This is a genomic window from Modicisalibacter sp. (assembly GCF_055145905.1).
Genome location: NZ_JBSREH010000033.1, coordinates 17,095 through 29,676 on the forward strand (window position 1 = coordinate 17,095; position 12,582 = coordinate 29,676).

A 12,582-nucleotide genomic window follows, 5' to 3' on the forward strand; every position below is an offset into this window, starting at 1 on the left:
CGTGGCTGACGCGGTCCGGGGATCAGCCCACCCAGACCCGTGCGTTGCGGAACAGCCGCATCCAGGCGCCGTCGCGGGTCCACTCGCCCGGGCGCCAGGAGTTGGTGACCGCCCGCGCCACGCGCTCGGGGTGCGGCATCATGATGGTCACACGGCCATCGGGCGTGGTGAGACCGGTGACGCCGGACGGCGAGCCGTTGGGGTTGGCCGGGTAGTGGGTGGTCACCTGACCGTAGTTGTCGACATAGCGCAGGGCGACCTGACCGTTGCCCTGCATGGCCCGCAGGTGGCCGCTGTCGCGGAACTCGGCGCGCCCTTCGCCATGGGCCACGGCGATCGGCAGCCGTGAGCCTTCCATGCCGGCCAGCAGGATCGACGGACTCTGCTCGACCCGCACCATCGAGACGCGTGCCTCGAACTGCTCGGACTCGTTGCGCACGAAGCGCGGCCAGCTCTCGGCCCCGGGGATCAGCTCCTTGAGCTGGGAGAGCATCTGGCAGCCGTTGCACACGCCCAGCGCGAAGCTGTCGTCGCGCGCGAAGAAGTCCGCGAACTGCGCCCGCGCCCGCTCGTTGAACCGCACCGACTTGGCCCAGCCGCCGCCGGCGCCCAGCACGTCACCGTAGGAGAAACCACCGCAGGCGACCAGCCCCTTCATGGTGGCCAGGTCGACGCGCCCGGCCAGGATGTCGCTCATGTGCACGTCGAACGTCTCGAAGCCGGCCCTGTCGAAGGCCGCGGCCATCTCGACATGGCCGTTGACGCCCTGCTCGCGAAGGATCGCCATGCGCGGGCGGGCGGTGTTGACGAACGGCGCGGTCACGTCCTCGTCGACGGCGAAGGTCGGCTCCGCGCACAGGCCCGGATCGCGCAGGTCGAGCAGGTTGTCGAACTCGGCCTTGGCGCAGTCGGGATTGTCGCGCAGCGCCTGCAGCCGGTAGCTGGTCTCGGCCCAGGTCCGCTGCGCCAGCGCACGGGTGGTCTCGAGCAGCGGCTCCTCGAACAGCGTGACGCGGACCTGGTCGTCGTAGCGCGGCCGGGCGATGACCCCGCAGGTCTCGATGCCGGCGGCGGCGAACTGCGCCAGCACGAACTCGGTGTCCTGGCGGTTGACCTGAATGACCGCACCGAGCTCCTCGGCGAACAGTGCGCCGGGCGCCGCATAGGCGTCGTCGATCAGCCAGTCGAGCTTGATCTCCAGTCCGCCGCGCCCGGCGAAGGCCATCTCCAGCAGGGTCACCAGCAGGCCGCCGTCGCTGCGGTCGTGATAGGCCAGCAGCTTGCCGTCGGCGTTGAGTCCCTGGATGACCGTGAAGAACGCCTTGAGATCCTCGGCGTCGTCGAGGTCCGGGCACTCGTCGCCCACCTGGCCGTAGACCTGGGCCAGCGCCGAGCCGCCCAGGCGATTACGCCCGGCTCCCAGGTCGATCAGGATCAGGTCGCTCTCGTCCTGATCGAGGCGCAGCTGCGGCGTCAGCGTCTTCAGCGCATCGGTGACGGGGGCAAAGCCGGTGATGTTCAGCGTCAGCGGCGCGGTGACCATCTTGTCCTCGGCGGCGTCGCCCTCGCCTTCCTGCCAGGCGGTGCGCATCGACATCGAATCCTTGCCCACCGGCACGGCGATGCCCAGCGCCGGGCAGAGTTCCATGCCCACCGCATGGACGGCGTCATAGAGCGCCTGATTCTCGCCCGGGTGGTCGGCCGCGCTCATCCAGTTGGCGGAGAGCCGGACGTTGCCCAGCGCCGCGACCGGCGCCGCCGCCAGGTTGGTGATCGTCTCGGCCACCGCCAGGCGCGCGCTGGCCGCCGGGTCGATCAGCGCCACCGGCGGGCGCTCGCCCATCGCCATCGCCTCGCCGGCATGGGTGTCGAACGCGGCCGTGGTCACCGCGCAGTCGGCCACCGGCACCTGCCAGGGGCCGACCATCTGGTCGCGGGCCACCATGCCGGTGATCGAGCGGTCGCCGATGGTGATCAAAAAGCTCTTGGAGGCCACCGCCGGCAGGCGCAGCACGCGATCCAGCGCCTCGCGCAGGTCGAGGTTGTCGAAGTCGGCGCCGGGCATCGGCCGCGCCTCGCGCTCGAAGCCGCGCTGCATCTTGGGCGGCTTGCCGAACAGCACGCTCATCGGCAGATCCACCGGCAGGCTGTCGAAGTGGCCATCATGGACGCGCAGGTGATGGGCCTCGGTGGCCTCGCCGACCACCGCGTAGGGGCAGCGCTCGCGTTGGCACAGCGCATCGAAGGTCTCGAGGTCCTCGGCCGCCACCGCCAGCACGTAGCGCTCCTGGGCCTCGTTGCACCAGATCTCCAGCGGGCTCATGCCCGGCTCGGCGTTGGGCACGTCGCGCAGCTCGAAGCGCCCGCCGCGGCCGCCGTCCTTGACCAGCTCGGGCAGCGCATTGGACAGCCCGCCGGCGCCGACGTCATGGATGAAGGCGATGGGGTTGCCCTCGCCCAGCGCCCAGCAGCGGTCGATGACTTCCTGGGCACGGCGCTCGATCTCGGGGTTGTCGCGCTGCACCGAGGCGAAGTCGAGATCCTCGCTGGAGCTGCCGGAGGCCATGGACGAGGCCGCGCCGCCGCCCAGACCGATCAGCATCGCCGGGCCGCCCATCACGATCAGCCGGGCGCCGACGGGGATCTCGCCCTTCTCGACGTGCGGCGCGCGGATGTTGCCGTAGCCACCGGCAAGCATGACCGGCTTGTGGTAGCCGCGCCGCTCGATGCCGTCGGCGCCCACCGCATCCTGCTCGTAGGTGCGGAAGTAGCCGTTGAGGTTGGGGCGGCCGAACTCGTTGTTGAACGCCGCGCCGCCGATCGGTGCCTCGAGCATGATCGCCAGCGCCGACTGGATGCGCTCGGGCTTGCCGTAGTCGAAGGCTTCCCACGGCTGGACGAACTCGGGAATGCGCAGATTGGAGACCGCGAACCCGGTCAGGCCGGCCTTGGGCTTGCCGCCGCGGCCGGTGGCGCCCTCGTCGCGGATCTCGCCGCCCGAGCCGGTGGCTGCGCCGGGGTGCGGGGCGATCGCCGTGGGGTGGTTGTGGGTCTCCACCTTCATCAGGATATGGATCGGCTCGCGCGTCGCCGCATAGCGCGCCTCGCTGTCGCCCAGCCGCGGCTCGGCGAAGAAGCGACCCGCTTCGGAACCCTCGATCACCGCCGCGTTGTCGCTGTAGGCGGAGAGAATGCCCTCCGGCGCGTGCTGGTGCGTGTTGCGGATCATCTGGAACAGCGAGTGCGGCTGCACCTCGCCGTCGATGGTCCACTCGGCGTTGAAGATCTTGTGCCGGCAGTGCTCGGAGTTGGCCTGGGCGAACATCATCAGCTCGACGTCGCTGGGATTGCGCTCCAGATTCCGGAAGGCCTCCACCAGGTAGTCGATCTCGTCGTCGGCCAGCGCCAGACCCAGCGCACCGTTGGCCTCGACCAGTGCCGCACGGCCGCCGCCGAGAATATCCACCTGCCCCAGCGGCGCGGGTTCGTGATGCGCGAACAGCTTGACGGCGTCCGTAGTGTTGGCCAGGACCGTTTCGGTCATGCGGTCGTGGAGCGTGTCGACGATCGCCGAGAAGGCCGACTCGCTGAGCACGCCGTCCAGCCGCACGCGATAGGCGATGCCGCGCTCGATGCGGCAGACCTTGTCCAGCCCGCAATTGCGAGCGATGTCGGTGGCCTTGGACGACCAGGGCGAAATGGTACCCAGGCGGGGCACGACCAGGAACAGGTGGCCGGTGCGCGGCGCCTCGGCATCGTCCCGGGCGCCGTAGGTCAGCAGGCTGTCGAGCACCTCGCGTTCGCGGGCGTCCAGCTCTCCGTCGAGGTCCGCGAAGTGGACGTACTCGGCGTGCAGCGAGTCGACCTCGGGGACCCGCTCGCGCAGGGTGCTGAGCAGCTTGGCATGGCGGAAAGCGGAAAGGGCGGGCGCTCCTCGCAGTTCGAGCATGTCGAAAGAAGCCTCTGAAGAAAGCCGAAAGATGGTGGCCGCGGCGGCGGCAATGAGCGCCCATGATACTGGAAAGGGAAGATATCGAGAAATCCGCGGCTGCGTGGAAAGGCTCGAGATGACAGTTTCCCGACCGCCGGGTATGGTGGGCCGTCCACTGTAACCGACTGCAACACATGCTCCAGGCTTTCGCTCGCCACCGGCGTCGCACCGCGCTGACCGGGCTGGGTGCCATGCTGCTGAGCTGGCCGACCCGGCAGGCGCCGCCCGACGACGCCCTGCTCGCGGCGATTCGTGGCCGCGACTTCCTGCAGGTGGCCACCCGCAACACGCCGACCACCTATTACCAGGGGCGACAGGGGCCGACCGGCTTCGAGTTCGAGCTGGCCCGACGCTTCGCGGATCGCCTGGGCGTGAGCCTGGCGCTGGACAGCGACGGCAACATCGACGACGTGCTCTCGGCGGTACGCGACGGCGACGCCGACCTGGGGGCGGCCGCCCTGCCGCTGGACCCGTCCCTGCCGGGCGTGAACTTCAGCCGCGCGATCATGACGCTGCAGCCACTGGTGGTATACCGGCGCGGCCTGCCGCCGATCGACACGCCCGAGGACCTGATCGGGCATTCCATCGGCGTGATCAAGGGCTCGGGGGCCGGTCTGGTGCTGCGCGAGCTGCAATCCCGGCTGACGAAACTGAGCTGGAAGGAATCGGCGGATCTCGAGGTGGCCGACCTGCTGAGCATGGTGGAAAACGGCGAACTGGACGCGGCGGTGATCTATGAGCACCAGTTCAAGCTCAACCGCCTGTTCTTTCCCGGGGTGGAGAACGGCTTTTTGATCGGCGACCCGCTGAGCCTGGCCTGGGCCCTGCCCGCCAGCGGCGGCCTGGCCCTGCTGCGCCGGGTCAACGCCTTTCTTGACGCCATGCAGGGCAGTGGCACGCTGGACACCCTGATCAACCGCTACTTCGGCCACGACGACTATCTGGAGTACGTCGGCGCACGCACCTTCATTCAGCAGGCCAACCAGCGCCTCGACGACTACAAGGACGACTTCATCACCGCTGCCAAGGACACCGGCTTCGACTGGAAGTTGCTCGCCGCCCTGGGCTATCAGGAGTCCCACTGGAAGCCCCGCGCCACCTCGCCGACCGGCGTGCGCGGCCTGATGATGCTGACCGAACGCACCGCTCAGGAAGTGGGCGTCGACAACCGCCTGGATCCCGCCCAGAGCATCGAGGGCGGCGCCCGCTATCTGCGCGAGATGGAGCAGCGCCTGCAGCCCGAGATCCAGGGCCAGGACCGCCTGTGGATGGCGCTGGCCGCCTACAACGTCGGCCTGGGCCACCTCTACGACGCCCAGAAGATCGCCGACATGCGCGGTGACGACCCCTACGCCTGGCCCGATGTGCGCAAGGCCTTGCCCCTGCTGCAGAAGCGCGAGTGGTACAGCCAGGTCCGCCACGGTTACGCCCGGGGCGGCGAGCCGGTGATCTACGTGCGCAACATCCGCCGCTACTACGAGATCCTCAACTACATGGAGCGCAGCGAGCAGCAGTTCTTCCAGCTCAACCAGCGCGCCCCCGGCGAGGCGGACACTCAGCAGCTGTTCGACGTGGTGCCGCCGGTCCTGTAGCGCTCACTCCACCCCGCCTTCCGGCGCACGCCGCGCGGCGAAGAACTCCTGCATCAGCCGCCGCGCCCGGGCCGCCAGCACGCCGCCCTCGACCGCCACCCGGTGATTGAACCACGGCTGGGCGAACAGGTTGGCGCGGGACTCCACCATGCCGGTCCGGGGCTCGGCGGCGGCGTACACCACGCGCGCCAGCCGCGCGTTGATGATCGCCCCGGTGCACATCAGGCAGGGCTCGAGCGTCACGTACAGGGTACAACCTGCCAGGCGGTAGTTGGCCCGTCGCTCGGCGGCGGCGCGCAGCGCACGAATCTCGGCATGGGCGCTGGGGTCGTGGCCGCTGACCGGCGCATTGTAGCCGGTGCCGATCAGTTCACCGGCGGCATCCACCACCACCGCCCCCACCGGAACCTCGTCGCGTGACAGCGCCTCGCGGGCCTGGTCCAGGGCACGGTGCATATAGTAGGTGTCGCTGCGCATGAACGGGGTCTCGGGTATCCTGTCGATGGATATAGGTTACACGCAGGGAGAACACGCATGACACACGCACTCGACGGCCTGGTTTCACTGCTGGGTCTGGAGATGCTCGAGGAGAACCTGTTCCGGGGACGCAGTCAGGATCTCGGCTTCCCCCAGCTGTTCGGCGGCCAGGTCCTCGGTCAGGCGCTCTCCGCCGCCAGCCAGACCGTCGACCCGGCGCGGCGCGTGCACTCCCTGCACGGCTACTTCCTGCTCGCCGGCGACGCTCACCATCCGGTGATCTATCAGGTGGACCGGGTGCGCGACGGCGGCAGTTTTTCCACGCGCCGGATCAGCGCCATCCAGCACGGCCGCACGATCTTCTTCTGCAGCGCCTCGTTCCATGTCGACGAGCCCGGCTTCACCCACCAGGCGCGCCGGCCCGACGTCGCCGATCCCGACACCCTGATCGCCGAGGGCGCCGAACCACAGCGTTTCGACGGCCACCCCGTGGAATTCCTGCACCTGCCGGACGGCGAGCGCGACGGCATGCCCACCAAGCGGCTGTGGTTCCGCCTGGCCGGCGAACTGCCCGACGACGCCATCCTGCACCGCTATCTGCTGGCCTACAGTTCGGACTTCAATCTGCTGACCACCAGCCTGATCGGCCACGGCACCCGCTTCGGCGATCCGCGGCTGCGCATCGCCAGCCTCGACCATGCCCTGTGGTTCCACCGCGACGCGCCGATCAACGACTGGCTGCTCTACGACATGGAAAGCCCCTGGGCCGGCGGCGCGCTCGGTTTCGCCCGCGGCAGCCTCTTCGACCGGGCCGGCCGGCTGGTCGCCTCGTCGGCGCAGGAGGGGCTGGTACGGCTCAAGGACGCCTGATTCTCCCCGCGACCTCCGCCGAAACGCCAGCGGCCGACCCCGAAGGGTCGGCCGCTGTGCGTGATCGCCGGTGAGAGGGTCGCGGTTCAGGCCGCGTCCTTCTTCAGCGAGGCCATGTCGATGACGAAGCGATAGCGCACGTCACCCTTCTGCATGCGATCCCAGGCTTCGTTGATATTCTGGATGTCGATCATCTCGACGTCGCAGGTGATGCCCTTCTCGGCGCAGAAATCGAGCACCTCCTGGGTCTCGGGGATACCGCCGATCAGCGAGCCGGCCAGCACGCGGCGCCGGAAGATCAGGTTGGCCCCTGCCACGCCGGGCTCGAGCGGCTGCATCTGGCCGACCAGGATGTGCGTGCCGTCGTAGGTCAGGGCCTGCAGGTACGGGTTCAGGTCATGCTCGTTGGGCACGGTATCGAGCATGAAGTCGAAGGTCTCGGCGACCGCCGCCATCTGCTCCTCGTCGGTGGAAACCACCACGTGGTCGGCACCGTTGGACTTGGCCTCGGCCACCTTGCTCTCGGAGCGGGTGAAGATGGTCACCTCGGCGCCCAGCGCCTTGGCCAGCTTGACCCCCATGTGGCCCAGGCCGCCCATGCCGATCACGCCGACCTTGTGTCCCGGCTTGACGCCATAGTGCTTGAGCGGCGAGTAGGTGGTGATGCCGGCACACAGGATCGGCGCGGCTGACTTCAGGTCGATGCCTTCCGGCATGCGCAGCACGAAGCGCTCGCTGACCACGACCTTGTCGGAATAGCCGCCCTGGGTCAGGGTGCCGTCGTGCGGATCCTCGCTGCCGTAGGTCATGGTGAAGCCTGTAGCGCAGTACTGCTCCAGGCCGTCTTCACAGGCCTGGCAATGGCGGCAGGAATCGACCATGCAGCCCACGCCGACCAGGTCGCCCTCCTTGAAGTTCTTGACGTCGCTGCCCACGGCGGTCACGCGGCCGACGATCTCGTGGCCCGGCACCACCGGGTAGGCCGCCATGCCCCAGTCGTCGCGGGCGAAGTGCAGGTCACTGTGGCAGACGCCGCAGTAGAGAATCTCGATCGAGACATCATCGGAGCGCGGCTCGCGACGATCGAAGGCATACGGTTCAAGCACCGACTCGGCGGAATGGGCAGCATAACCCTTGGCGTTGGCCATGAAGTCACTCCCTGTTGGATCATGAAACCCGCCGGCCACGGCGGCCGGCATACGGGACGAATAACGCCGCACAGTGTGGTTCATGGCCCCGCCAACGGCCATGCCGGATTCTGTGCGATTCATGCCCGATACTCCACAGCCTCCCACCCATGCCCTGAAAAACCGCGGATTTTCTGCTCAGGAGTACGTTATCCTGAGACTTTCACGGCAAACCTACAGGCTCACCGATGACCGCCATCACCGCCCCATCGCTGGCGACCGCGACGCCGACCCGTCTGCAGCGCATGGCCGCGCTGATCGCTCCGCTCGTCGACGGCGACGGTTTCCAGCCCACCGCACTGCCGGGCGTGCAGCTGATCGCCTCGCACTGCGGCCACGCGCGCACGCCGCTGATCTACGAACCCAGCCTGATCATCATCGTCCAGGGCGGCAAGATCGGCTACCTGAACGAGCGCGTGATTCACTACGGCGCCGGCCACTACCTGGTCCAGGCCCTGCCGCTGCCCTTCGAGTGCGAGACCCAGGCCAGCGACCGGGAGCCGCTGCTGGGTGTCTCGATCCGCCTGGACCGGCTGATGCTCGGCGAGCTGGCCCGCCCCTGGCTCAGGGCCGGGCAGGAGCGCCCCGCCGGTCCGCCGACGCCGATGGCGGCCGTACCCCTGGAGGGGCGCATGGCGGAAAACGTCACCCGCCTGCTCGACTGCCTGCACGACCCGCTGGTCGCCGAGACACTCGGCGAGGCCCGCCTGCGCGAAGTGGTCTTCGAGGCCCTGCGCGGCCCCCAGGGCGAGTCGCTGCTGCAGCTGCTGGCCACCTCCGGCCAGTACGCGCGCATCGGCGAGGCGCTGGACTTCCTGCACCGCCACTACGCCCAGCCGCTGACGGTGGACCGCCTCGCCGAGCAGGTCAGCATGAGCGCCTCGCACTTTCACCACCACTTCAAGCGCACCACCCATCTGGCGCCCATGCAGTATCTCAAGCGGCTGCGCCTGCTCAAGGCGCGCTCGCTGCTCGACCAGCAGGGCTGGCAGGTCGGGCGTACCGCGACTGCGGTGGGCTACCAGAGCCCCTCGCAGTTCAGTCGCGACTACAAGCGCTACTTCGGCCTCAGTCCCGGCGCGGAGCGCCGCCACCCGCTCGACACTGCCGGCGTCACAGGGCCATGAGCCCCTGAACCAGGTAGACCGCGCCCACGACCGTGACAATCCAGCGCGTCCAGTAGCGAAAGTGGGCATTGCTGAGCCGCCGCAGGACACCATTGCCCGCACGGGTACCGAGGAAGGCCACCGGCACGGCCAGCGCGATGGCCCCCCACTGGTCGGCGCTCAACGCCAGGGCCGAACCGGCATAGAAGAGGATCTTGATGGCGTGGGCGATCACCTGTACGGCCGCCTTGGTGGCGACGATCTGGCGACGATCCATCCCGGTGCGAATGAAGAACAGGTCGATGGTCGGCCCGGAGACGCCGGCGGCGATGGTCAGGCCCCCGGCGATCACCCCGCACGCCAGCGCATGACCGGGCCGCGAGGCATCGAAGTGGAACCAGCGCCGGGGGATCCACACCAGCACCGGCATCACGCCGATCAACAGCGACACGATGGTGACATCCGGGTGATAGTCCAGCCAGGCCAGAGCCACGGCCGAGACGGCGCCGCCGGAGGCGATCAGGGCGACGATGCGCGGCGCGATGTACTGGCGCGACAGCCAGGCCCGCGAGCCATTGGAGGCCAGCTGGATGACGCCATGCACGACGATCGCCACACTGGCCGGCAGCGCCAGCAGCAGGCACCCCAGCAGGATCAGGCCGCCGGCCATGCCGAAGATGCCTGACAGCGCCGAGGTCAGGAAGACGACGGCGAAGAACGCAACGGTCAGGGGAAGCGTCACGGCGTCAGGCTCCTCTCGACAGGCGATGAACGACGATGCCACGTCGCCATCGGTATCGGCTAAAATAGCCATGTTACCATCGGCGGCCGGGGCTCGCAGCGCCCTGCCCCATGCTGGCGCGGTGCGTTGGCGCACCGCCCGTCGTGTCGAGGTATAATTCAACGCGCCGCGCTGACGGCTGCACCGCGTCACGTGCATCACCAGGCAAGCAGGGCGGAATCGGGCGAACACACGCCGATTACGATGGCTGAGCGCGTATTCACGTGTGCCTTCCCGGCCCGATAATGATGCCCCCTGCGGGCCGGCCGAGGACAATCGCTAAGCTGTCGTTAAGAATTCGCGCCCACCCTGTCGCCACCCTCATCACGCCATCGCTGGAACTTCGATGCTTCGATCCCTATCCACTCGCTTGTCGTCATGGCCCCGGATCCACACCTGGCAATCGGGCCTGTTGCTGACCCTGGTCACCGCCGTCGCGGTCGCCGTGATCCGGGTCACCCACCTGCCGTTGATGCCCATCGACGAGACACGCTATCTCTCGGTGGCCTGGGAGATGTGGCAGCACCATAGTTTCCTGGTCCCGCTGCTCAACGGTGAGACCTACGCCCACAAACCGCCGCTGCTGTTCTGGGTGATCCAGGCTGCCTGGGCGCTGTTCGGCACCAGCGATATCGTGGCACGCCTGGCGGTCCCGACTGTCGGCCTGCTGGCCTTCCCGCTGCTGGTGGCCATCCAGCGCGAGTGGCCCGAGTCACAGGCACCGGGCATCCGCTGGGCACCGCCGGTGCTGCTGGCCATGACCATGTGGTTCGTCTACATGGCCCTGAGCATGTTCGACATCCTGCTGACCACCTGCTTCCTGGTCGCGGTGCTGGGCTGGGTGCGCTACGTACACCGCGATGATCGTCGCTGGGTATGGCTGGCCGGCTTCGGCCTGGGCCTGGCCCTGCTCGCCAAGGGGCCGGTGATCCTGATCTACTGGCTGCCGCTGACCCTGAGCATGCGCTTCTGGCGCCCCGAGGGCGTGACCATCGGCGCCCGCCACTACTGGGCGATCCTGCCGGCCACCCTGCTCGGTGCCGCCGTGGTACTGGCCTGGGCCATCCCCGCCGCGATCGATGGCGGCCCCGCCTACGCCGAGGCGATCTTCTGGGGGCAGTCCGCCGGTCGCGTGGCCAACGCCTTCGACCACGCCCGCCCCTGGTACTGGTACCTGCCGCTGCTGCCGCTTTTGACCCTGCCCTGGCCGACCGTCTGGCTATGGCGCCGTCCGCTGACGAGCGGTTCACTCGAGCGCTTCGCCCTGTGGGGCTGCCTGCCGCCGCTGGCGATCCTGAGCCTGGTCAGCGGCAAGCAGATTCACTACCTGATGCCGGCCCTGCCCTTCCTGGCGATCTGGGTGGCCGGACAGATCGAGCGTCATCCGCCGCGGCGTACCTGGCTCTACCGTGCTCTGCTGCTGGTACTCGCCGCCCTGATGGTGGCCTTGCCGGAGATCGCCCAGCGCTTCTACCCGCTGGCGCCCCTGTCCAATGCCGCGCGCCTGACGGCGCTGGTGCCGCTGGCGTTCATCGCCTGGCTGAGCCTGCATTCCCGGCGCGTGGTCATGACCCTGGCCTGGCCGCTGAGCCTGCTGGCCCTGCTGGTGGGGCTGTCGCCGGCGCTGACTCGCTACTATGACGTCACGCCGATCGCCCGCGAGATCGGCCATCAGCAACAGCAGGGCGTGCCGGTCGCCTATATCGGCGACTATGCCGACCAGTTCCGCTTCCTCGGCCGCCTCACCCACGACATGGCCGTGATCGACTCCGACGAGGTCGCCGCCTGGAGTGCCGACCACCCGCAGGGCGCGCTGATCGAGGTGCTCGACGAGGTCTCGCCCGCCCAGCGTGACGCGGCGCTGTTCACCCAGCCCTACCGCGGCAGCGTCCTGGTGCTGATGCCCACCGCCCGCTACGGCCTGCTCGACCGCTGAGCCACCCCCTCCGCCCCCGAACACGAAAGGGCCCGGCATCCGCCGGGCCCTGTCGTCAGGCACAACTCGCGATTCGTTCACCGGGCAGCGTCAGGCGATATCATCCGGCCCCGGCGCCCGCTTGTGGCCGGTCACCATCGAGCGCGCCAGGTTCTCGCGATGCTGCCAGCTCGAGGCGATCACCCCGGCCACGTGCAGGCCGACCAGTGCCAGCAGGGCGTTGCCCAGGAACTGGTGAGTCTCCTGCACCCAGGCCACGCCCCAGAAGGCGTCGGTGGTCTGCAGCCAGCCGGTGAGCGCCTGCGCGGCCAGCCCCGCCAGCAGCACGGCGATCATCAGCCCCCCGGCCGGATTGTGACCGAGGTAGCGCGGTTCCCGGCGGCGTGCCATCGCCTTCAGATGACCCAGCGCCGCACCCGGCGAGGCGATGAAGTGGCGGAACCGCACGTGGTGCGGCCCCACCAGACCCCACAGCAACCGCCAGGCGATCAGGGCGGCGACGCTGTAGCCCGCCCACTCGTGGACCGTCTGCCAGACGCCCGACGTCAGCCAGGCGGTGGCGAAGGCGGTCACCAGACTCCAGTGAAAGAGGCGCGTCCACAGGTCCCAGACCTTGATGGTGGCAGTCTCGTGGGTCATGGA

Annotated in this window: 9 protein-coding genes; 4 read left to right on the top strand and 5 right to left on the bottom strand. The window is 68.8% G+C overall.

The genetic code is table 11. The annotated features are described in order from the left end of the window. Positions 1–22: 22 nt before the first annotated feature. Positions 23–3,949 (bottom strand): phosphoribosylformylglycinamidine synthase, encoded by a 3,927-nt coding sequence (purL, locus tag ACTCB7_RS10505; protein ID WP_463006636.1) that lies wholly within the window; start codon positions 3,947–3,949, stop codon positions 23–25. Positions 3,950–4,125: 176 nt separating this feature from the next. Here purL and mltF point away from each other — a divergent pair, with 176 nt between their 5' ends. Further along, positions 4,126–5,583, top strand: coding sequence for a membrane-bound lytic murein transglycosylase MltF (mltF, locus tag ACTCB7_RS10510; protein WP_463006637.1), 1,458 nt, complete (start codon positions 4,126–4,128; stop codon positions 5,581–5,583). A gap of 3 nt (positions 5,584–5,586) precedes the next feature. Here the strand turns inward: mltF and tadA are convergent, their stop codons facing one another. Next, positions 5,587–6,060 carry a tRNA adenosine(34) deaminase TadA gene (gene tadA / locus ACTCB7_RS10515; protein WP_463006638.1) on the bottom strand — a complete coding sequence of 158 codons (474 nt, stop codon included), beginning with the start codon at positions 6,058–6,060 and terminating at the stop codon, positions 5,587–5,589. Positions 6,061–6,117: 57 nt separating this feature from the next. On the opposite strand from tadA, the gene ACTCB7_RS10520 reads away from it, so the two are divergent. Beyond that, a complete protein-coding gene (locus tag ACTCB7_RS10520; RefSeq protein ID WP_463006639.1) occupies positions 6,118–6,930 on the top strand; it encodes an acyl-CoA thioesterase in 813 nt (270 codons plus the stop codon). An 86-nt stretch (positions 6,931–7,016) separates the two neighbouring features. Here the strand turns inward: ACTCB7_RS10520 and ACTCB7_RS10525 are convergent, their stop codons facing one another. Beyond that, positions 7,017–8,078 carry an NAD(P)-dependent alcohol dehydrogenase gene (locus ACTCB7_RS10525; protein WP_463006640.1) on the bottom strand — a complete coding sequence of 354 codons (1,062 nt, stop codon included), beginning with the start codon at positions 8,076–8,078 and terminating at the stop codon, positions 7,017–7,019. Positions 8,079–8,305: 227 nt separating this feature from the next. Here ACTCB7_RS10525 and ACTCB7_RS10530 point away from each other — a divergent pair, with 227 nt between their 5' ends. After that, positions 8,306–9,244 carry an AraC family transcriptional regulator gene (locus tag ACTCB7_RS10530; RefSeq protein WP_463006641.1) on the top strand — a complete coding sequence of 313 codons (939 nt, stop codon included), beginning with the start codon at positions 8,306–8,308 and terminating at the stop codon, positions 9,242–9,244. Here the strand turns inward: ACTCB7_RS10530 and ACTCB7_RS10535 are convergent. After that, complete coding sequence (locus ACTCB7_RS10535) at positions 9,231–10,037, bottom strand: TSUP family transporter (RefSeq protein WP_463006642.1); 807 nt, start codon at positions 10,035–10,037, stop codon at positions 9,231–9,233. The two genes, ACTCB7_RS10530 and ACTCB7_RS10535, sit on opposite strands and share 14 nt — an antisense overlap. Positions 10,038–10,350: 313 nt before the next feature. Between ACTCB7_RS10535 and ACTCB7_RS10540 the strand changes: the two genes are divergently transcribed. Beyond that, positions 10,351–11,940 (top strand): ArnT family glycosyltransferase, encoded by a 1,590-nt coding sequence (locus tag ACTCB7_RS10540; protein WP_463006643.1) that lies wholly within the window; start codon positions 10,351–10,353, stop codon positions 11,938–11,940. A gap of 90 nt (positions 11,941–12,030) precedes the next feature. Here the strand turns inward: ACTCB7_RS10540 and ACTCB7_RS10545 are convergent, their stop codons facing one another. Next, a complete protein-coding gene (locus tag ACTCB7_RS10545; RefSeq protein WP_163649818.1) occupies positions 12,031–12,579 on the bottom strand; it encodes a cytochrome b/b6 domain-containing protein in 549 nt (182 codons plus the stop codon). Positions 12,580–12,582 lie beyond the last annotated feature (3 nt).

What these genes read in the sequence shown, in the direction of transcription:
- ACTCB7_RS10530 (WP_463006641.1), top strand. Translation starts at nt 8,306, where the DNA reads ATGACCGCCATCACCGCCCCATCGCTGGCGACCGCGACGCCGACCCGT.
- tadA (WP_463006638.1), bottom strand. Translation starts at nt 6,060, where the DNA reads ATGCGCAGCGACACCTACTATATGCACCGTGCCCTGGACCAGGCCCGC.
- ACTCB7_RS10535 (WP_463006642.1), bottom strand. Translation starts at nt 10,037, where the DNA reads ATGGCTATTTTAGCCGATACCGATGGCGACGTGGCATCGTCGTTCATC.
- ACTCB7_RS10545 (WP_163649818.1), bottom strand. Translation starts at nt 12,579, where the DNA reads ATGACCCACGAGACTGCCACCATCAAGGTCTGGGACCTGTGGACGCGC.
- mltF (WP_463006637.1), top strand. Translation starts at nt 4,126, where the DNA reads ATGCTCCAGGCTTTCGCTCGCCACCGGCGTCGCACCGCGCTGACCGGG.
- ACTCB7_RS10525 (WP_463006640.1), bottom strand. Translation starts at nt 8,078, where the DNA reads ATGGCCAACGCCAAGGGTTATGCTGCCCATTCCGCCGAGTCGGTGCTT.
- ACTCB7_RS10520 (WP_463006639.1), top strand. Translation starts at nt 6,118, where the DNA reads ATGACACACGCACTCGACGGCCTGGTTTCACTGCTGGGTCTGGAGATG.
- purL (WP_463006636.1), bottom strand. Translation starts at nt 3,949, where the DNA reads ATGCTCGAACTGCGAGGAGCGCCCGCCCTTTCCGCTTTCCGCCATGCC.
- ACTCB7_RS10540 (WP_463006643.1), top strand. Translation starts at nt 10,351, where the DNA reads ATGCTTCGATCCCTATCCACTCGCTTGTCGTCATGGCCCCGGATCCAC.